Origin of the sequence: Shewanella sp. ANA-3 (assembly GCF_000203935.1) — a bacterium.
Taxonomy (GTDB): Bacteria; Pseudomonadota; Gammaproteobacteria; order Enterobacterales; family Shewanellaceae; genus Shewanella.
Genome location: NC_008577.1, coordinates 2,573,941 through 2,594,366, shown reverse-complemented (window position 1 = coordinate 2,594,366; position 20,426 = coordinate 2,573,941). Strand labels below are relative to the sequence as shown.

The 20,426-nt window shown below is 48.0% G+C and carries 17 protein-coding genes and 3 tRNA genes; 10 read left to right on the top strand and 10 right to left on the bottom strand.

Annotated features, from left to right (window positions below; all coding sequences use genetic code 11):
* Positions 1-59: 59 nt before the first annotated feature.
* Together rrtA and queC are read right to left on the bottom strand one after the other, a co-directional pair.
* The gene (rrtA, locus tag SHEWANA3_RS11410) at positions 60-665 is read right to left on the bottom strand and encodes a rhombosortase (RefSeq protein WP_011717118.1); all 606 of its coding nucleotides are present in this window, start codon (positions 663-665) and stop codon (positions 60-62) included.
* The gene (gene queC, locus SHEWANA3_RS11405) at positions 662-1,381 is read right to left on the bottom strand and encodes a 7-cyano-7-deazaguanine synthase QueC (RefSeq protein ID WP_011717117.1); all 720 of its coding nucleotides are present in this window, start codon (positions 1,379-1,381) and stop codon (positions 662-664) included. The genes rrtA and queC overlap by 4 nt, the downstream gene beginning before the upstream one ends.
* 188 nt (positions 1,382-1,569) lie before the next feature.
* Between queC and queE the strand changes: the two genes are divergently transcribed.
* On the top strand, positions 1,570-2,238 hold the full coding sequence (gene queE, locus SHEWANA3_RS11400) for a 7-carboxy-7-deazaguanine synthase QueE (protein ID WP_011717116.1): 669 nt from the start codon (positions 1,570-1,572) through the stop codon (positions 2,236-2,238).
* 195 nt (positions 2,239-2,433) lie between these two features.
* Here the strand turns inward: queE and SHEWANA3_RS11395 are convergent.
* From SHEWANA3_RS11395 to SHEWANA3_RS11385, 3 genes are all read right to left on the bottom strand, one after another.
* Positions 2,434-2,518, bottom strand: a tRNA-Tyr gene (locus SHEWANA3_RS11395).
* A 130-nt stretch (positions 2,519-2,648) separates the two neighbouring features.
* Positions 2,649-2,733: transfer RNA gene (locus tag SHEWANA3_RS11390), tRNA-Tyr, on the bottom strand.
* A gap of 39 nt (positions 2,734-2,772) precedes the next feature.
* Positions 2,773-2,857: transfer RNA gene (locus SHEWANA3_RS11385), tRNA-Tyr, on the bottom strand.
* Positions 2,858-2,982: 125 nt separating this feature from the next.
* Between SHEWANA3_RS11385 and SHEWANA3_RS11380 the strand changes: the two genes are divergently transcribed.
* The 3 genes from SHEWANA3_RS11380 to SHEWANA3_RS11370 all read left to right on the top strand — a co-directional run bounded on the left by SHEWANA3_RS11380 (position 2,983) and on the right by SHEWANA3_RS11370 (position 6,380).
* The gene (locus SHEWANA3_RS11380) at positions 2,983-3,471 is read left to right on the top strand and encodes a VC2046/SO_2500 family protein (RefSeq protein ID WP_011717115.1); all 489 of its coding nucleotides are present in this window, start codon (positions 2,983-2,985) and stop codon (positions 3,469-3,471) included.
* Between the two features lie 249 nt (positions 3,472-3,720).
* Positions 3,721-4,008, top strand: a complete 288-nt coding sequence (locus tag SHEWANA3_RS11375) for a DUF406 family protein (RefSeq protein ID WP_011717114.1) — start codon at positions 3,721-3,723, stop codon at positions 4,006-4,008.
* A 188-nt stretch (positions 4,009-4,196) separates the two neighbouring features.
* Positions 4,197-6,380 carry an EAL domain-containing protein gene (locus tag SHEWANA3_RS11370; RefSeq protein WP_011717113.1) on the top strand — a complete coding sequence of 728 codons (2,184 nt, stop codon included), beginning with the start codon at positions 4,197-4,199 and terminating at the stop codon, positions 6,378-6,380.
* 79 nt (positions 6,381-6,459) lie between these two features.
* Here SHEWANA3_RS11370 and SHEWANA3_RS11365 read toward each other — a convergent pair whose 3' ends face one another.
* Both SHEWANA3_RS11365 and SHEWANA3_RS11360 read right to left on the bottom strand, forming a co-directional pair.
* The gene (locus SHEWANA3_RS11365; RefSeq protein ID WP_011717112.1) at positions 6,460-6,954 is read right to left on the bottom strand and encodes a YchJ family protein; all 495 of its coding nucleotides are present in this window, start codon (positions 6,952-6,954) and stop codon (positions 6,460-6,462) included.
* Positions 6,955-6,981: 27 nt separating this feature from the next.
* The gene (locus tag SHEWANA3_RS11360; protein ID WP_011717111.1) at positions 6,982-7,560 is read right to left on the bottom strand and encodes a hypothetical protein; all 579 of its coding nucleotides are present in this window, start codon (positions 7,558-7,560) and stop codon (positions 6,982-6,984) included.
* A gap of 132 nt (positions 7,561-7,692) precedes the next feature.
* Between SHEWANA3_RS11360 and smrA the strand changes: the two genes are divergently transcribed.
* Positions 7,693-8,283, top strand: coding sequence for a DNA endonuclease SmrA (gene smrA / locus SHEWANA3_RS11355; RefSeq protein WP_011717110.1), 591 nt, complete (start codon positions 7,693-7,695; stop codon positions 8,281-8,283).
* Between the two features lie 169 nt (positions 8,284-8,452).
* Here smrA and SHEWANA3_RS11350 read toward each other — a convergent pair whose 3' ends face one another.
* Positions 8,453-10,312 (bottom strand): M2 family metallopeptidase, encoded by a 1,860-nt coding sequence (locus SHEWANA3_RS11350; protein ID WP_011717109.1) that lies wholly within the window; start codon positions 10,310-10,312, stop codon positions 8,453-8,455.
* A 218-nt stretch (positions 10,313-10,530) separates the two neighbouring features.
* Here SHEWANA3_RS11350 and SHEWANA3_RS11345 point away from each other — a divergent pair, with 218 nt between their 5' ends.
* Positions 10,531-11,169 (top strand): TetR/AcrR family transcriptional regulator, encoded by a 639-nt coding sequence (locus SHEWANA3_RS11345; protein WP_011622813.1) that lies wholly within the window; start codon positions 10,531-10,533, stop codon positions 11,167-11,169.
* Between the two features lie 15 nt (positions 11,170-11,184).
* On the top strand, positions 11,185-13,464 hold the full coding sequence (locus SHEWANA3_RS11340; protein ID WP_011717108.1) for an acyl-CoA dehydrogenase: 2,280 nt from the start codon (positions 11,185-11,187) through the stop codon (positions 13,462-13,464).
* 140 nt (positions 13,465-13,604) lie between these two features.
* Here the strand turns inward: SHEWANA3_RS11340 and pyk are convergent, their stop codons facing one another.
* Complete coding sequence (gene pyk, locus SHEWANA3_RS11335; protein ID WP_011717107.1) at positions 13,605-15,044, bottom strand: pyruvate kinase; 1,440 nt, start codon at positions 15,042-15,044, stop codon at positions 13,605-13,607.
* Between the two features lie 185 nt (positions 15,045-15,229).
* A complete protein-coding gene (locus SHEWANA3_RS11330; RefSeq protein WP_011622810.1) occupies positions 15,230-16,084 on the bottom strand; it encodes a MurR/RpiR family transcriptional regulator in 855 nt (284 codons plus the stop codon).
* A 312-nt stretch (positions 16,085-16,396) separates the two neighbouring features.
* Here SHEWANA3_RS11330 and zwf point away from each other — a divergent pair, with 312 nt between their 5' ends.
* Genes zwf through edd form a run of 3 tightly spaced genes read left to right on the top strand, consistent with a single transcriptional unit; the run spans position 16,397 to position 20,416 of the window.
* Positions 16,397-17,869: a glucose-6-phosphate dehydrogenase gene (gene zwf / locus SHEWANA3_RS11325; protein ID WP_011717106.1), complete on the top strand. Its 1,473-nt coding sequence runs from the start codon at positions 16,397-16,399 to the stop codon at positions 17,867-17,869.
* 9 nt (positions 17,870-17,878) lie between these two features.
* Positions 17,879-18,577, top strand: coding sequence for a 6-phosphogluconolactonase (gene pgl, locus SHEWANA3_RS11320; protein ID WP_011622808.1), 699 nt, complete (start codon positions 17,879-17,881; stop codon positions 18,575-18,577).
* Between the two features lie 12 nt (positions 18,578-18,589).
* Complete coding sequence (gene edd, locus SHEWANA3_RS11315) at positions 18,590-20,416, top strand: phosphogluconate dehydratase (protein ID WP_011717105.1); 1,827 nt, start codon at positions 18,590-18,592, stop codon at positions 20,414-20,416.
* Positions 20,417-20,426: the final 10 nt, after the last annotated feature.

Genomic DNA, 20,426 nt, shown 5'->3' with positions numbered 1-20,426 from the left:
CCGCCAACATAACAATATGAGGCGGTTTTTTATTGTATGAATTAATCAAAGCGCGAGGTTTACTTTGCTAGTGTGCTTCGTTGGTACACAAACACCATAAGCGCGCAGACTAAGCCACAGATCAGGCCGACTAAATGCGCCTCAGTGGCCACGCGTGCACCAATCATTGCGGTCACATCATCACTGGCACCATAGAACTGTTCATGGCCGACTTTGACTATCACGCCGAGCAGCAGCAAATAACCCGAGCGCATTTTGCGGCGTATATCCTGCACTGCACCAAAGGTAAATAGGCCGTGTAACATGCCACTCAGCCCCACATAACCTAATAGCTGCGGATAACCCAGATACAGGCCAATGCCTTCAAATAGACAAAGCAGAATAAACAGCGCGGTTAATCCGTTAAGTCGATAATGAAAGTGGTGCAAAAACAACACTACCCATAATCCTGCGAGGTTCATCAGCAGGTGCCAATGATTGGTATGCAGCAGATTGCCTGTGATCAGACGCCACCACTGGCCATCACTGATGGCGCTGCGGCGATAGGCGAGCAGGTTATCTATGCTCGGGGTAAAAAGTCCCGCAACATACAAGAGTGCGCAGAGCAGACTGACGATAAGCGCCAGCCAATAGGGGCCGAGTTTTTTTAACGTTACCAGTCTCACGCCTGTGGTTTACCCGTTGCAGTTGCCTTGTCCAGCGAGGCCATCACCTCTGCTTTATTTTGCAGGTAATCCTCTAAGCCCCGTTTGCGAAGATGGCAGGCTGGGCAAGCACCGCAACCATCGCCGACAATGCCGTTATAACAGGTTAGGGTATGGTGGCGAACTAAATCGAGCTGCTGGTATTTATCGGCCAGCGCCCAGGTTTGAGCCTTATTGAGCCACATTAATGGCGTGATGATCTCAAGCTTTTTGTCCATGCCTTGCACCAGTGCCGATTCCATCGCGCGCACAAAGTCGTGGCGACAGTCGGGATAACCGGAAAAATCGGTTTCACACACGCCGGTAATAATCGCCCCTGCCCCTAGTTGGTAGGCGTAGATCCCCGCCAAAGTCAAAAACAGGATATTGCGGCCCGGCACAAAGGTATTGGGTAAGCCATTTTCCATTAATTCGTGGGACACGGGGATCGCATCGCGGGTGAGGGCAGAAATAGCTAACTCATTGAGTAAGCTCACATCTATCACTTTATGGCTAGTGATCTTTAAGCGCTTGGCGAGGGATTTGGCAACTTCAATTTCTTCACGGTGACGCTGACCATAATCAAAGGTGATCCCGTGGACTTCATCAAACTGAGTTAAGGCTTGAATAAGACAAGTCGTTGAGTCTTGTCCGCCACTGAAAACCACTACCACCTTTGAAACTGACGCTGCTGACATAGGATCCACTTAAATTGACACATAAAATAGGGCGTAAGTGTAACTCAGGCGCTAGGGCTTGCAAACTCTTTGCTGGCGTGTGGCGACGGGCATATCGCTCTTGGCATCACTCTGTGTGAGGCGGTAAAAACTTGCAGCTGCAGCTAAAATCCTCTATAAATGCCGCCCCAGAAAAACGGAACGCTAGCATGAATTACCCAGTCAACGAAGTCTTTGAAACCATTCAAGGTGAAGGTGTCTTTACCGGAGTGCCCGCCATTTTTGTGCGTTTACAGGGTTGCCCTGTGGGATGTGCTTGGTGTGATACGAAACAGACTTGGGATCTGCTTGAGGAAAAGAAGGTGTCACCTGAACAAGTGATCACCGTCGATGGCTCCGTGGGGCGCTGGGCGAATCATACGGCGCAGAGTCTTATTGATGCGTTCAACGCTAAGGGATACACGGCGCGACATGTGGTGATCACCGGTGGTGAGCCTTGTATGTACGATCTGAATGAATTAACTCACACGCTTCATGCTGCCGGTTTTGCCACTCAAATCGAGACCAGTGGCACCTTTGAGGTGAAGTGCGATGCTGATACCTGGGTGACTGTCTCGCCAAAAATCAATATGAAAGGGGGTTATAAGGTGTTAGCGCAGGCCTTGATCCGCGCCAACGAGATTAAGCACCCGATAGCGACCGAAAATCATATCGACGAACTCGATGAGTTACTCAAAGGGATTGATGTGTCAGCGAAAACGATTTGTCTGCAACCGATCAGCCAAAAGCCAAGGGCGACGGAATTAGCCATGAAGGTGTGTATTGCCCGCAACTGGCGTTTATCGATTCAGACCCATAAGTACTTGAATATCGATTAATTGCCACTTAGCTCAGCAGCATTGGTCTCTAATGCTTAGAAATAGTTTTAACGCTCCGAATGGGGCGTTTTTTATCAGCAAAATCTATGGATTAAAAGCAATAGCGTTAAGCGATAGAATAAGTTTGAATAAGCGGGAGCGCTAGAGATAAAACTTGGGGAATAACGCGAGAAAAAGTGTGAGATAACAAAGAAGTGGTGGAGGGAGAAGGATTCGAACCTTCGAAGGCGGAGCCGTCAGATTTACAGTCTGATCCCTTTGGCCACTCGGGAACCCCTCCACATATTTTCTTCAACTTTTAAGTCCGACTCATCGAGTCTGATTTTAAAGTTATCTTAAATCTTGGCCGGATTTAAGGGTAAAGCAAGTGTACAGTGAACTAACGATTGACGAACCAAATAAGATAAAAGTGGTGGAGGGAGAAGGATTCGAACCTTCGAAGGCGGAGCCGTCAGATTTACAGTCTGATCCCTTTGGCCACTCGGGAACCCCTCCACGAGTATCTTTTATAGCATCGCTAATTGTTAGTGCAAATGGTGGAGGGAGAAGGATTCGAACCTTCGAAGGCGGAGCCGTCAGATTTACAGTCTGATCCCTTTGGCCACTCGGGAACCCCTCCTCAATTGCGGCCGCCATAGTAGTCAGAAACGTTTGGCATGTAAAGTCTAAATATGAAAATTTTCCTAAAGTTCTGGTTCAACTGGTCGATTAACTAACAACGAGTTGTTTTAATGATGTTTTTTTATGCAAATCGATGTTCCTTTAATCAACGAAGCCCAAATTGGCTCCCGCTTAAATGCGGCAATCGAACACAACAGGCGAGGAGAGTTCGCCCTGTTGCTATCGCTATTGTCTGCAGATGCGAGGGACATGGCGCAGTTTCAATGGCAAAAAGAGCTCGATAATGCAGAAAAATTGCAACGTCAGTTTGAGTTACCCCCAAAGCAAGCGCTTCTAGCGGATTTATCGACGGATAACAATGTTACCGACAATAGTGCTGTTTTCGCCGAGCAAGGGGCGAGGGCGTTTCAACTGCAACAGGCATTGCGCCCTGAAGCCTTAGTGATCCGCGGTGGCGAGCCTATCGCCATGGCCGAAGCCTTAAGTAATTGCGATCTCACCACACGCCTGCGTCAACGTGGGCAATTGCCATCTCCTAAAATGGACATCATGCATTTTGCCGATCAACTGGCGATTCAACGTAACTTGATGCCGTTATTAGCCAGCGCCTAGCCAGTATGTCGTCTTGCCTCTAACTCGCTTTCGGGCTGTTGAGGAATATTCAGTCTTTAAAAGCACATCTAGGCTTTAAGGGACTTGTTGACCAAATAGCCATCAACTGTGTCGATACACAATAATAAGCGTGAGCTAAAGCTGAGTCTCTGACGTCACAGTTATCTATAATAAGGCGTTAATGATGCAGCTTTAAGTTGATGCATCACCCTTAAATGCAGCTGTATAGCGATTAATGAGGAAAAACAGATGAAAGGTATCATTGCAGGACAAGCGGCTACCGTAAACGACACTTGCACCGATTGTGGCAGTTTTGTGGATATTGGCGCTGTGATTGATGAGCAGGATACAATGCTGGAGTTATCCTTTGCGGGTGCACAGGCTGAGGTCGAAGCCAGCAAGATGCTGGAACGGGCTCAAGCACGCTTTAGCCAAACCCAAGGAAACATTGTCAAGAATGACGCGGGCGTTACCCTCAAGCTGGTCTTCGATGTGAGTGTCGAGAAGATGATTTTCCAATTAGAGAACGGGCTGTAAGCATAAAACCCTGCGGTAAATGTTGATTAATTTGTAATAAATTGTGCTCGATGTTGCTGTTTGAAATGCCAATGTGTAATCTGCATCGACAAAAATATTCAGGATTGGCGCAATTAGCACGCTGAAATGAGTCGTGCTACTCGCTGTAGTATCTGTGTTACCCAACACGAAGTTTTGTAGGAATCAGAGTGAAGCGACGTCAGCATCAGCATTTATTAGAGTCTTTAGTGCATTCCACGGCTAAACAGCAGGGTGATTTTACTAAGACCGCAGAGTTAGCCACTGAGCTACTTTGCCAAAATTTAGCCGTTTCTCTGGTGTCGGTTTGGATTTTTTCCGCCGACCAATCGAGCCAATCCCTAGTGGCGCAATTTGGCGCTATGCCCCTACAAGACACTTACCGCCCCTCGCAGTTGCAGACGCTGCCTTGTTATTTAAATGAACTCAAAAATCATCGCCATATCGATGCGGGTAATACCCTTATCGATCCACGCTTGACTGAGTTAGTCGATAACTACTTTATCCCTCGGCAAATTTTATCTAGTCTCGAGATTGGCATTCGCATTAATGGTCATCTCGAAGGCGTGCTTTGCCTAGAGCGAGCGCAAGTTACTCACCATTGGCACGATAGCGAAATCCATCTTGCCTGCCAAATGGCCGATCAACTGGCCCTCACGCTGGCCACTAAACATACCTATGATAAAGAAGAGCGCCTAAGCCTATTTCGCTGTGCCACCGAGCAGTCACGCCAGATGAGCATGCTGATTAACCTGCACACTGAAAAAGTCGAGTACGTGAACCAAGCCCATGAAGAGATCACCGGCTTAGCGCGTGAAAAAAGTATTGGCGCCAATTTACGTGAGCTAAGTTTTTTTAAGCAGCACAATCAATTAGCTGAGCAAACTCTCGCGCAGATCTTCAGGGGTGAGCAGGCCAAGGGCGAGGTACAATTTAATCGAGCAGATGGTAGTCGCTACTGGCTCAAATATGTAGTCAGTCAATTTATCACCGATCGCGGCAATCATTACGCCTTAGTGTCGGGCGAGGAAAGCACGGATGAGCACAATTATAAGGCGGAGCTTGAGCGTCTAGCCTGGCGTTGTAGCCTCACTGGGCTGAATAATCGCAGTCACTTCAATCGCGTATTGGAGCGCACTACCAATGGATTGTTGCTGTTGGTCGATTTAGTCGCCTTTAAACGTTTCAACGATACCTATGGCCACGAAAATGGCGACAGCTTGCTGATCGAAATTGGCCGGCGCTTAAAACATTTTTCGGAAATCAATAAGGCAACCGAAATTGCCCGCGTCGGTAGCGACGAGTTTGCCGTGTTGCTCACCGATGATAACGCGGTTTACGATCTGGATTATTTCAGTACCCGCCTATATCAGCATTTAGCCATGCCGATTTTAATCGGTCGTGAGCAAATCGAACCTAAACCCGCACTGGCGGTTGTCGATATCGCCTCGGTGGCCAATCTGTTCGCACCGCTGACCTGCGCCGATATTGCGGTGCAATACGCAAAGAAGAAAAAGGGTACAGCTATTCAAGTGTTTAACAGCACCTTGCTCAGTGCCTTTAAGGAAGATGCGCAAATCGAGCGTGATTTACATAGCGCGATTCGCGGTCGTCAATTCGAACTTTATTATCAGCCCTTACGGGATCTGGAGCAGAAAACCTATATCGGTGCCGAAGCCCTGATCCGTTGGCATCACCCGAAAAAAGGTGTGCTGTATCCCGGCGCCTTTATCGATATTGCCGAGCAATCTGGGATGATAAATGCCATTGGCAGTTGGGTGCTGGAGGCCGCGTGCCGACAATTGAATATATGGCAGCACCATAATGCCGATTTAAGCATGCATGTTAACGTGTCGGCGCGGCAGTTTTTTAGCGGAAACCTGTATGAGCAAGTCTGGCAACTGCTGACGCGCTATCGTTTAAAGCCTAAAACCCTGATCCTTGAGATCACCGAGACGGAATTGATGGGCGACATTCGCCATGCCACGCTCTTATGTCAGGAATTGGCAGAGCTGGGTGTGGGGCTGGCCATAGATGACTTTGGCACCGGTTACAGCTCGATGCGCTATCTTAAACAATTCCCGATCAGTAAGTTAAAAATCGACCGCTCCTTTATCTCCGATCTCGCCATTAGCCGCGAAAGCCAAGAAATCGTCTCGGCCATTATTGCGATGGCGAGCGCGCTTAATATTTCCTTGACCGCCGAAGGGGTTGAAACCGCCGAGCAGGAAGCGTTTTTAGCCAAGAGTTTTTGCCATCAGGCGCAGGGGTATTTATACAGTCCTGCGTTGCGAGAGCCCGAATTTGCGCAATTCTCATTGGTGGCAAAAGAACCTAATCTTGTTACGCATTAACCAGTTAGATTAGTCGTACAGGTGATATAAAAACAAAAGGCAATCAATAGATTGCCTTTTGTTTTATCTGTGGACTTGGTTAACCCTTCATGCAGCACTGCTTAAACTTTTTACCGCTGTGGCAGACGCAAGGATCATTACGCCCCGGTAATTTGGCATGCATTTGATGGCCTTTAGTGTAAAACCAACGACCTTGCTCGAAGATAAACTCAGAGCGCTCGTAAATGGCATCAATCTCGCCACTCATTTTATACCAGGCTTTGAAAGTTACAGTACCGAACTTGCTGCCATCGGGCTGGGTAGTGTCATTGGCGGATAATACATCGAGCCCTAACCATTCGGGATGTGGACCTTGTTGGAGCTGCTCAAGGGTTAAGCCATCGAGGTAAGCTGCATGGTGTGTTTTGATAATGTAATCAAAATTTTTCAACACAAAAGCGCAGTAGCGAGAGCGCATTAATTGCTCAGGACTTGTCGCCAGTTGTGCTCCTGAATCGAGCCCTAGATGCAGTATTTGACAGCAATCTTGATAGATTTTTGGGCTGCCGCAAGGGCAGGTTTTGTCGTGTGTCATAATGGTAATGCTTTAAAATATAATAGATTACTGCTTTTTCTTTTGGCTGTCCGGTAATGGTGGGAACTGGCGGCCATAGTAAAGATTGGGTACAGGTTTGGCATTCAAATAGAAACTGGGTTCGGCACGGTTATTCATATCCAGTGTGACATTCCAGCGCTGCTGAGAGTCTTTTTGGGTGCCAATCACAAATTTGCCAGCAAATTCACTCACTGGTTCGCCGGTTTCTTCTGCGGGGTAAAAACGCACTAAATAATAGCCAGTGTCGAACGCGCTGTTGCCCGAAAGCTTACGGTTGAGCACCCGGAAATCGATATCGATACGGGCCTTTTTATTGCGGATTTTGTCGAAAAAACGTTGGTAAATAGCAACGATACTGTCGCGGCCATAATAGATTTCTTTACTTTGGCTTTCAGAGAGATAGCTTGCATCTTTCGCATAAATCTCTGCGGTGACTTCGGGGGCAAGCTCAGTAAATGCTTTAGTGAACAGCGGATAATTAGCATTGATCAGCTGATCGGTTGTCATGGTTGTTTTGGCTTTTGCAGGAGTTGCAAAACTTGGAAGCGACAATAGGCAGATCAGGGCTAGCAGCAAAAATCTCATTACATTATTCTAATCAAGCATTCATGGCGCCACTATAATGGAGGTGCCCGCTGAACTAAAGGGTTGAATGTTTACAAAGTGTGTTTCTGTTCTAAAAGTGCACACTGAGTGTTAAGAGTGGAGGAGCTTGCCATGCTAGATGATGAATCAGCACTGTTTTTTGAAGAAATGGCGGGGGTTGTGCCACTTAAGGGTGATGTGAAAGCGGTGAATTTGCAGCCTAAGGCACTAACGGAGGAGCAACTTCAGCGCCGTGATGCGTTGCAACGCGAGGCTTATTTAGCCTGTATGCCCTTGGATTTGAGTTTGATCCCGATAATAGCGCCCGATGATATTGCCAGTTTTAAGCGCGAAGGGGTGCAAGGGGCAGTGTTTAAGCGCTTAAGGCTAGGGCAGTACAGCATTAAGATGGAATTAGATGTACATGCCTACCGTTTAAGTCAGGCCCGTGATGCGTTGCTCAATTATCTGTTAGCGGCGCAGGCCCATGGGGAACGCTGCGTCATGCTTATCCATGGTAAGGGTCATAACAGTAAACCCGTGGCAGGCCTGTTGAAATCTGCCGTCTGCCATTGGTTGTCTCAACTTGATATGGTGCTGGCCTATCATTCGACGAAAACCGAGCAGGGCGGCACGGGCGCCTTGTATGTGATGCTCACTAAATCCGAACAGCTTAAGATTGAGAACAAAGAGGCAAATCGTAAGGGAATGGGTTGGCGTTAATAGGTTTCTGAACGCATTGATTTTATCTGATTGATACTCGCGTTCGTTATTAATGCCGAAGCTTAAAAGAAAATGCCCAACATCGTTGGGCATTTTTATCGGTTACATTTTCACACCTAAGAGCCTAGGTGTTACTTACGTTAGAGGCTTCATTTCGTCTTGGTTTTAATTACCAACCACATTGACGATTCGCCGCCGTGTTTTGCTCATCGAGCCAAGTTTTAAGCGGCGCAAAATAATCGAGTACGGCTTTGGCATCCATTCCCTTAGTACCTGTCACTTCTTTTAAAGCAACTGGCCAAGGTTGGCTTGCACCCAGCTCTAACATTTTATTGAGTTTTTCCCCAGCGGCTTGATTGCCATAAATACTGCATCTGTGTACAGGTCCTTTATCGCCGGCGGTATCACATAGCGCCTTATGGAACTGGAATTGCAGAATATGTGCGAGGAAGTAGCGCGTATAAGGCACGTTACCGGGCACATGGTATTTGGCACCTGGGTCAAAATCGGCTTCGCTGCGATCCGTTGGCGCCTTAACGCCTTGGTATTTCTCTCTTAATTCCCACCAGGCTTGGTTATACTGCGCTGGAGTGATTTCACCGCTAAAGACTTTCCAGCGCCACTGGTCAATCATCAAACCAAAGGGCAGGAAGGCGATTTTATCTAAAGCTTGTTTCAGCAGTAAGCCAATATCCTTAGAAGCATCGGGCACATCTTCGAGCAAGCCAATCTGTTTTAGATAGCTTGGGGTAATAGATAGCGCGATCGTGTCACCAATGGCCTCATGGAAACCATCATTGGCACTGTTTTTAAACAGGAAAGGCTGCTGTTTATAGGCACGTTGATAGAAGTTGTGTCCAAGCTCGTGGTGAATAACGGTAAAGTCTTCAGCGGTTTTCTGGATACACATCTTGATGCGAATATCGTCGAGGTTATCCAAATCCCACGCCGAGGCATGACAAACGACATCACGATCCTTGGGTTGCAAGAATAAAGAGCGACTCCAGAAACTGTCTGGCAGCGGCGCAAAGCCTAACGAGGTGAAAAAGCTTTCGGCCTGTTTAACCATCTTGTGTTCATCATAGCCCTTCTGCTCGAGCAATTCCGTCACATCATAGCCAGGATCGGCATCGTCAGGGGCGACGAGATCGTACACATTGCCCCATTGCTGCGCCCACATATTTCCCAGTAAGTGTGCGGGAATAGGGCCGGTTTTTGGCGCGATGGCATCACCGTATTCGTTATTCAGCTCGCCGCGAACGTAACAATGCAGGGATTCATAGAGGGGCTTAACTTGTCCCCATAAACGATCTAACTCCTGTGAAAATTCATCGGGTTTCATATCGTATTGGCTGCGCCATAACTCAGAGAGGTTAGCGTAACCTAGATCTTTTGCACCTTCGTTGGCGAGTTCAACTTCACGTTGAAATAGTGGGCGCATCGGTTTTGCAATTTCGCGCCAACCTTTCCATGCCTCAAGCAGTTTGGCTGGGTCACGCGATTCCGCCATCAGGCTCGACAGCTCTGGCTGGGTCATACACTTGCCATCGGCGAAACAGTATTTGCCTTTACCATAGAGTCCATTGAGCTCGGAGCTGATTTGCGCCAGCTCAGCATTTTTGGCGGGATCAAGCGGCGCAGGTAACACGAGTGCGCTGCGCAGAATATTCAGTTTGCGCGCATTGGCTGGATCGAGTTCCACATTGGCGTACTTGGCAGCTTCGGTGGCAAATTTTACCGACGCGGCACTGACTTTTTCACCGACTGCGGCCGAAAGTGCAGCGGTATCTTCGGTGATGAAGTTACTGTAAATCCATTCGGCGCGATTCGCTTCGATAGAGAGCTGCGCCATCTGGGCTTCAGCATCTTGAATAAAGGCGATGGCCTGAGCTTTATCGGGCGCAGCATTAGTTGCAGCAGGTGCTGCAGTGGTTTCGGCCTTGCTTTGGGCATCATTACAGGCGGTTACGCCTAAGGTTAGTGCTATGGTGAGCGCAAGAGTGGTGGGACGATTCAATAGAATAGCCATGTATTGCAGTCCTTTGTTGTTTTTGTGTTAAGCATTCTACCTAAGCACAGTGTTTTTTGCACAGGACTTGATGACTTTTCATTGTTTTTTGCAACGGATGTGAGTGGCCTGTTAATCCCTGTCAGCAAGGCGCAGCTTATTTGGCCATTTTTCGTTTGACAACTCCCATACCAATGTTTAATTTAAACGAGTGTTTTAAATTAATTCAAGGTCACGGAATGGCAAGTCGATCCGATACAAAAACTAGAATACTTGATGCCGCAGAGAAGCTATTTGCCGAAAGGGGGTTTTCTGAGACGTCATTGCGACTTATCACGAGCAAGGCGGAAGTTAACTTAGCCTCGGTGAACTATCACTTTGGCTCTAAAAAAGAGTTAATCCGCGCCGTGTTAGCCCGCTATTTAGACGTGTTTATGCCCGCCGCATCGACGGCCATAAAACGTTTACATACGGCGCCAACACAAGCCTCGTTAGAGGAGATTTTCTCTGCGTTAGTCGATCCATTATTGGATTTGAACGAGCTGCGCACCGAAGGCACGACAATTTTCCTACAATTGCTCGGTCGCGGTTACATTGAAAGCCAAGGGCACCTGCGTTGGTTTATCACCACCCATTATGGGCAGCATTTAGACACCTTTGTTAAAGCTGTTTCGGCCAGTGCACCGCATATTCCTCCTGCTGAAATGTTTTGGCGCTTACACTTTACCCTAGGCACGATTGTTTTCACTATGGCGTCAGCCGATGCGCTCAATGATATTGCCGCGGCCGAATTTGGTGAGCATAACGACATCGAAGCCGTGATCCGTAAAGTGATCCCCTACATGGCTGCGGGCGTATCAGTCCCCGTGGCTTCTTAATAAAAGGTCTTGATTATGTTGACGATTATAATTATTGCCCTGATTGCGATTATTGCGCTGTTTGCAGTAAAGAGCCTTCGGATGCAATTTATCACCCAGCCTGTGTTTCATTTCTTTAAAAAAGTATTACCGCCATTATCCGATACCGAGCGCGAAGCGATGGAAGCGGGTGATGTGTGGTGGGAAGGCGAGTTATTCCGTGGTAACCCAAACTGGAATACCCTGCACAGCTACGGTAAACCAACCCTGACGGCTGAAGAGAAAGACTTTATCGATAATCAGGTGATGACCGCCCTGAAGATGATCGATGATTTCGACATTGTGCATAATCGTAAGGATTTGCCACCAGAGCTGTGGGACTACTTTAAGAAAGAAGGCTTTTTTGCGCTGATCATCCCGAAAAAGTTTGGTGGTCGTGCGTTTTCTGCCTACGCCAACTCGACGATTGTGAGTAAATTAGCCAGCCGCAGTGTGAGTGCTGCGGTCACTGTGATGGTGCCAAACTCATTAGGCCCAGGTGAGCTTTTGACTCATTATGGTACCAAAGAGCAAAAGGAGCGCTGGTTACCTGCATTAGCTAAGGGTGATGAGATCCCATGTTTTGCATTAACTGGCCCTGAAGCCGGTAGTGATGCGGGCGCTATCCCCGATGTGGGTATTGTTTGCCGTGGTGAGTTTAACGGTGAAGAAGTTTTAGGCCTGAAATTAACCTGGGACAAGCGTTATATCACCCTCGCACCTGTGGCAACCGTATTAGGTTTAGCCTTCCAGATGCGCGACCCTGATGGTTTGCTTGGCGATAAAAAGAATTTAGGTATTACCTGCGCCTTGATCCCTACCGATCATCCTGGTGTGGTGATTGGGCGTCGTCATAATCCGCTTAACATGGCGTTTATGAACGGGACTACTAAGGGCGAAGAAGTCTTTATTCCGCTGGATTGGATTATCGGTGGTCCTGAGTTTGCGGGCAGAGGCTGGCGCATGCTGGTTGAATGTTTATCGGCGGGTCGCGGTATTTCTCTGCCTGCATTGGCTACCGCTTCTGGCCATATGGCGACCAAAACCACCACGGCTTACAGCTATGTGCGTCAGCAATTTGGTATGGCGATTGGCAACTTTGAAGGTGTGCAAGAAGCGCTGGCGCGCATTATCGCTAATACCTATCAATTGGAAGCGGCGCGCCGTTTAACCACAACGGGTATTGATCTTAAAGTTAAACCTTCAGTGGTGACGGCGATTGCTAAGTTCCACATGACTGAACTGGGCCGCGCTGTGATGAACGATGCGATGGATATTCAGTCGGGTAAGGGTATCCAATTAGGACCTAAAAACTACTTAGGCCACCCTTATATGTCGAATCCTATTTCGATTACCGTTGAAGGGGCGAATATTTTGACGCGTTCCTTGATGATCTTTGGTCAAGGTGCGACCCGTTGCCATCCTTATGTGTTGGCTGAAATGGAAGCCGCGGCGATGGAAAACGAGCACGATGCGCTCGAGCGTTTCGACTCGCTGTTAATGGGCCATATGGGTTACGCCACTCGCAACGCGTTCAGTGCCTTATTCAACGCCTTGACTGCCAGCCGTTTCGGCAGTGCGCCGGTGAGCGGCGATACCAAGCAATATTACAAAGACATGTCGCGCATTTCATCGGCATTAGCCTTGATGACAGATATTTCAATGCTGATCATGGGCGGCGATTTGAAGCGTAAGGAAATGTTGTCGGCACGTATGGGAGATGTGTTAAGCCAGCTGTACTTAGGCTCAGCCACCTTAAAACTGTTTGAAGACAATGGCCGTCAACAGGACGATTTACCCGCGGTGCGTTATGTGATGGCAAATCGCTTGCACTTAGCAGCTAAAGCGCTTGAAGAAGTGATCCGTAACTTCCCGAACCGCCCATTTGCATGGCTGCTACGTGCACTGATTTTCCCCATCGGCAACCATTTCAATGCGCCTAGCGATAAAATGGCGACTGAATTGGTCTCTGGCATGTTAAAACCGAGTCCTGCTCGTGAACGCATTACTTTCCTATGCCCAGAGTTTGAAGGCGACGTGGGTGGTATTGCAGAGGTTGAACAGGCCTTCGTGGCGCAATATGCCTGTAAAGAGATTTACAAGAAGCTCAAGAAAGCACAACGCGCCGGTGAGTTGCCAGCCAAAGTGCCTAACTTAGTGTTATTTGCTAAAGCGCTGGAGCAGGGCACTGTGACTCAAGATGAGCATCAAAAGCTGTTACATGCCGATAAGCTGCGCTTAGCGGCCATCAATGTGAATGATTTTGAAGCCTTATAATCTGATCGGCTAGCACGACTACAATCGTTTCTAGCCTGACAAGATATAAAAAAACCACCTCAATTGAGGTGGTTTTTGTTTTTAAGCTTGATGACGGTTAGCCTTACTCTTTACGTCTAGCTAACGCCAATCAGCAAAAATTATGCAACGATCAACACTTTACAAGTGTTAGTGCCGCCGATAGTTTCCATCGCATCGCCCTTGGTCATTAATACCAAGTCGCCACTCTGCAGATAACCCGCAGCTGTTAATGATTCCAACGCTTTTTGCGCTAACTCATCGGCAGGATAAATGGTTGAGTCGAAGTAAATCGGTAACACACCACGGTACAGTGCCATCTTCGCCAGCGTTGTCTCATGGCGTGATAAACCAAGAATTGGTAAAGATGAACTGATACGTGACATCAGTTTAGGTGTTGCGCCAGACTCAGTTAAGGCAATAATCGCTTTAACGCCTTCTAAGTGGTTAGCGGCATACATAGTAGAGAGTGCGATCGTTTCTTCAACTGAAGTAAAACGTGCATCTAATCTGTGCTTAGACACTTTCACGCTTGGGTGAGATTCGGCACCGATACACACATTCGCCATCGCCTTAACGGTTTCTTCTGGGAAGTCACCAGCAGCGGTTTCGGCAGACAGCATCACAGCGTCTGTACCATCGAGCACGGCGTTGGCCACGTCCATGACTTCCGCGCGAGTTGGCATTGGGCTCGAAATCATTGACTCCATCATTTGAGTCGCAGTGATCACGATTTTATTCAGTTGACGAGAGCGAGCGATAAGCTTCTTCTGCACTGCAACCAGTGCTGCGTCACCAATCTCAACCCCTAAGTCACCACGGGCAACCATGACTACGTCAGAGGCTAAAATCACATCATCCATCGCTTCTTCGCTAGCAACGGCTTCAGCACGTTCTACTTTCGCGACGATCAGTGCATTGCTGCCAGCTTGTTGTGCTAAAGAACGGGCGTATTCCAGATCGGCGCCGCTACGTGGGAAAGACACGGCTAAGTAATCCACTTGGATCATGGCCGCAGTCAGAATGTCTGCCTTGTCTTTTTCAGTCAGAGCCGCTGCCGATAGACCACCACCTTGTTTGTTGATCCCTTTATTGTTTGATAGAGGGCCAGCAACGGTAACAGTCGTGTGCACTTTACGACCCTCAACGCGCTCAACACGCAGTTGAACACGGCCGTCATCGAGCATCAGGATATCGCCGACATTCACATCGTCTGGCAATTGCTTATAGTCGATACCGACTTGATTCTCGTCGCCTTCGCCTTTACCTAACTCGGCATCCAGAATGTAGGCTTGACCTAAGTTCAGTTGAACTTTCTTGTTGTCTTTAAAGGTAGATACACGGATCTTAGGACCTTGTAAGTCACCTAAAATAGCAACATGGACACCTAATTCTTTTGCAATTTCGCGAGCTTGAGTCGCGCGTTTGAGATGATCTTCGGGGGAGCCGTGGGAGAAGTTAAGACGAACAACGTTTGCACCTGCCGCGATAATACGGCGTAAGTTATCGTCACGGTCAGTGGCGGGGCCCAGAGTGGTGACGATTTTGGTTCTGCGGAACATAAGATACTCCGTTAAAGTTAAAAAAATCTTGGGGCTATATTACCATGCAATTCCAAATTATGTAGTAAAGTTACAATCAAATTGATCTAAAGTTATGTTTCAAATTTGTGAGGTATCGCTGAAATTTGCTTTAAAAAAGGCTAGACGGACGATTTGCACTAGCCTTTTTTAAGATAGGAAGTGAATTACAGTATCGGATCTTTATTGATACGAGACTCTTTCAACACTTCTTTCACACGCTTTAAATTGTCACGGAAACGTGGGCCGCGGCGAAGGGTAAAGCCAGTCGCCAATACATCTATAGTCACCAATTGCGCTAAACGCGAGGCCATTGGTAAATACATATCGGTATCTTCAGGCACTTCCATTGTCACAGGCAGTGTACATTCCATAGATAACGGTGAGTTACGAGCCGTAATACCAATCACAGCCGCGCCGTTTTCTCTCGCTAAACGCGCTATTTCAATCAATGACTTAGTACGACCTGTATGGGAAATCAGCACCACAACGTCGCCTTCATTGCTGTTAATACAGCTCATGCGCTGCATCAGAACATCGTCAAAACAAATGACAGGCACATTAAAACGGAAAAATTTATTCTGGGCATCATGGGCTACGGAGGCCGAAGCGCCTAAGCCAAAGAAGGAAATCGTTTTGGCTTGAGTCAAAATATCCACGGCTTTATTGATGGCAGTGACGTCTAAGCTTTGACGTGCTGTATCTAAGGAAGCCATTGATGATTCGAAAATTTTTGTGGTGTAAGACTCGGGAGAGTCATCTTCTTCCACATGGCGGCTCACATAAGGCGTACCGTTTGCGAGACTTTGCGCCAGATGTAACTTAAAATCAGGAAAGCCTTTAGTATCTAAGCGGCGACAGAAACGGTTCACAGTAGGTTCACTCACATCTGCCATCTTAGCCAGAGTGGCAATACTGGAGTGAATAGCTGTTTGCGGAGAGGCTAAGATCACCTCTGCAACCTTGCGTTCTGACTTACTAAAATGGGTGAGGCTTTTTTGAACCTTTTCTAGGGTATTCATACGCGTACGTCCGCTAAATTGAGAATGTAATTTTATTTATTTTTGTTTAGTGCTGCTGATCTGTTTCAGGATCTCACTAATCGACACTGCTTAAGTAAGTTTTAAGTACATTTTTGAAATAAGAATTTACTATCATCAGTAATTTAAGCACAAAAAGCATATCAGATTTATGCCCTAGGTGCCTAGTTAGCAAGAATGTTAATATTGATAAAAATAGATGCATTTAACAAATTCTGTTGTTATATTACAACAAAAGTGTGGATTTCTTCATTGGCTTGAAGGGACACAACATACAAAGGAGAGCGTAACGCAATGGGCAAAACAACATCAGGCGCCAAAGCTTGTGACTTCGTACTCTTTGGTACTAAAGGCGACTTGGCACGACGCAAGTTGTTACCTTCTTTATACCAGCTAGATAAAGCTGAACTTCTGGATAAAAACACCAAAGTCATTGGGGTTGCCAAAGATGAGTTCAGTCAGGATGAATTTAGAGAACTCGTCATCCTTGCGTTAAAAACCTTCGTAAAAGAAGCCCTCTGCGAAGAGACTGTCCAACGCTTCTTGTCCCGCTGCCATTATGTCGGCACGAATTTCACCGAATCTGCAGGCTACAGCGCCTTCCATGAATTGCTCAAACCAGAAGAGCGCGTCATGGTCAGTTATTTTGCCACCCCTCCTGCGATTTTTGGCGATATCTGCCGCTGTTTACACGAACAAAATCTTATCCATAGCGATTCTCGCGTGGTACTCGAAAAGCCCATTGGCTCTGACCTCGCTTCTTCCCGTGTGATTAACGATCAAGTTTCTGCCTACTTCAAAGAAAACCAAGTTTATCGTATCGACCATTACTTAGGTAAAGAGACAGTCCAAAACCTGATTGCGCTGCGTTTCGCTAACTCGTTATTCGCGTCTAAGTGGGACAACCGGACCATTGACCATGTCCAGATCACCGTTGCTGAAGAAGTGGGTATCGAAGGCCGTTGGGGTTACTTCGATAAAGCCGGTCAGATGCGCGATATGATCCAAAACCACTTACTGCAAGTGTTGACACTGGTTGCCATGGATCCACCAGTTAACTTAGATGCTGACAGTATTCGCGATGAAAAAGTGAAAGTACTGAAGTCGCTGCGCCCAATCAATGCCGACAATGTCTATGAGAACACTGTCCGTGGTCAGTACAGTGCCGGCTTCCTAAAAGGCAGTCCTGTTCCTGGCTATTTAGAGGAAGAGGGCGCTAACCTTCAGTCCCATACTGAAACCTTTGTGGCGCTGCGTGTCGATATCGACAACTGGCGTTGGGCTGGCGTGCCATTTTATCTGCGTAGCGGTAAACGCATGCCGTTCAAGAGCTCTGAAATTGTGGTGTATTTTAAAAACCCACCCCACAACTTGTATCGCTCAAGCTACCGTAACTTGCCACCTAACAAGTTAACCATCCGTCTGCAACCACATGAAGGGGTTGAGATCCAGATGATGAACAAGGTGCCGGGGCTAGAGCAGAAACAACGTTTACAAACCACCAAACTCGACTTGAGTTTCTCGGATACCTTTAAAAACGAGCGTATCGCCGATGCTTACGAGCGTCTGTTGCTCGAAGCCATGCTCGGTAACCAAGCCCTGTTCGTTCGCCGTGACGAAGTAGAGCAGGCTTGGACTTGGGTGGATGGCATCATCCAATCATGGGAACAAAGTAACGAGAAACCGAAACCTTATCCTGCGGGCACTTGGGGACCTGTTGCGTCGGTCGCGCTGATCACCAAAGACGGCCGTTCGTGGGATGAATAGGGGGCTTTTATGATTAAAGAAACCGTATTTAAATCCTTTGATACACCCGCAGCGCTCGAGCAACAGTTGGCGAATAAGATCGCCAGTCAGTTGCAAGAGGCTGTGGATGCCCGCGGTAAGGCAAGCTTAGTCGTCTCCGGCGGCTCAACACCGCTGAAACTGTTTGAGCTCCTCAGCATGAAATCCATCGATTGGAGTGATGTTTATGTCACGCTCGCCGATGAGCGCTGGGTAGATGTGGAAGACAGTGCATCGAATGAGCGGTTAGTGCGTGAACATTTACTGCAAAACCGCGCGGCCAATGCCAAGTTCCGCGGATTAAAGAATATGTTTTCCACCGCCGAAGCGGGCGCCGATATGACCGCCGAGTCGCTGTCTAATTTCCCGCGTCCCTTCGATGTAGTGGTGCTCGGTATGGGCAATGATGGTCACACTTGCTCATGGTTCCCTTGCAGCGCCGAGTTAAATGATGCCTTGAGCACTCAAGCCCTGTGTGTGGCAACCAATCCCACCACGGCGCCCCATGGCCGGATCACATTATCTAAGAATGCGATCCTCAATAGCAGACAGATTTATCTGCATTTGGTCGGGGAACAGAAATTATCCGTATATCGTCAAGCCTTAGAAAATGATGATGTTAATGCTATGCCCATCAGAGCCGTATTAGCGCAGCGTAAAACGCCCGTTGACGTGTTCTGGAGCGCTTAAGGAGTCACTCTCATGCACTCAGTCGTTCAATCTGTTACCGACAGAATTATTGCCCGTAGCAAAGCATCTCGTGAAGCGTATTTAGCCGCGTTAAATGATGCTCGTAACCATGGCGTACACCGTAGCTCCTTAAGCTGCGGTAACTTAGCCCACGGTTTTGCTGCTTGTAGTCCAGATGACAAAAATTCATTGCGTCAACTGACCAAAGCTAACATCGGGATTATTACCGCATTCAACGATATGTTGTCTGCACACCAACCCTATGAAACCTATCCTGAATTGCTGAAAAAAGCTTGTCAGGAAGTGGGCAGTGTTGCACAGGTCGCAGGTGGTGTACCTGCAATGTGTGACGGTGTGACTCAAGGTCAACCCGGGATGGAACTGAGCTTACTGAGTCGTGAAGTGATTGCCATGGCGACGGCGGTGGGCTTATCCCACAACATGTTTGATGGCGCCTTATTACTGGGTATCTGCGACAAAATCGTGCCGGGCTTATTGATTGGCGCCTTAAGTTTTGGCCATTTACCTATGCTGTTTGTGCCTGCAGGCCCAATGAAGTCGGGGATCCCAAACAAGGAAAAAGCCCGTATTCGCCAGCAATTTGCCCAAGGTAAAGTCGATAGAGCGCAGCTGCTTGAAGCCGAAGCGCAGTCTTATCACAGCGCTGGCACTTGTACCTTCTACGGTACGGCTAACTCGAACCAGCTGATGCTCGAAGTCATGGGGCTGCAATTGCCGGGTTCATCCTTTGTGAATCCTGACGACCCACTGCGTGAAGCGCTGAATAAAATGGCGGCCAAGCAGGTGTGCCGCTTAACAGAGCTTGGCACTCAATACAGCCCAATCGGTGAAGTGGTTAACGAGAAATCCGTGGTGAACGGCATAGTGGCGCTACTGGCAACGGGTGGTTCAACTAACTTAACCATGCACATTGTGGCGGCGGCGCGTGCGGCTGGCATTATCGTGAACTGGGATGATTTTTCTGAATTATCTGACGCGGTTCCTTTGCTGGCCCGTGTTTATCCAAACGGTCATGCGGACATTAACCACTTCCACGCCGCGGGCGGTATGGCTTTCCTTATCAAGGAATTACTCGACGCGGGCCTCCTACATGAGGATGTCAACACAGTTGCCGGTTTTGGTCTACGTCGTTACACCCAAGAGCCAAAATTACTCGATGGCGAGCTGCGCTGGGTCGATGGTCCAACCGTCAGCTTAGATACTGAAGTATTAACGTCTGTCGCTACGCCTTTCCAAAACAACGGTGGCTTAAAACTGCTTAAGGGCAACTTGGGCCGTGCGGTGATTAAAGTGTCAGCCGTGCAAGAAAAACACCGTGTAGTTGAAGCGCCTGCCGTGGTGATTGACGATCAAAACAAACTCGATGCGCTGTTTAAATCCGGCGCATTAGACCGAGATTGTGTGGTGGTAGTTAAAGGCCAAGGGCCGAAAGCGAACGGTATGCCTGAGCTGCACAAGTTAACGCCACTGTTAGGCTCTCTGCAGGATAAAGGCTTTAAAGTGGCTCTGATGACCGACGGTCGTATGTCGGGCGCATCGGGCAAAGTACCAGCCGCAATTCACTTAACGCCAGAGGCTATCGATGGAGGGCTAATTGCCAAAGTGCAAGATGGCGATCTGATTCGTGTCGACGCACTGACCGGTGAGCTGAGCTTATTGGTCTCCGATGCCGAACTTGCCGCGAGAACCGCCGCTGAAATCGATTTACGCCACTCACGCTATGGAATGGGCCGTGAGTTGTTTGGGGCACTGCGTTCAAATTTAAGCAGTCCAGAAACTGGTGCGCGCAGTACCAGCGCCATTGACGAACTTTATTAATACAAAGGAA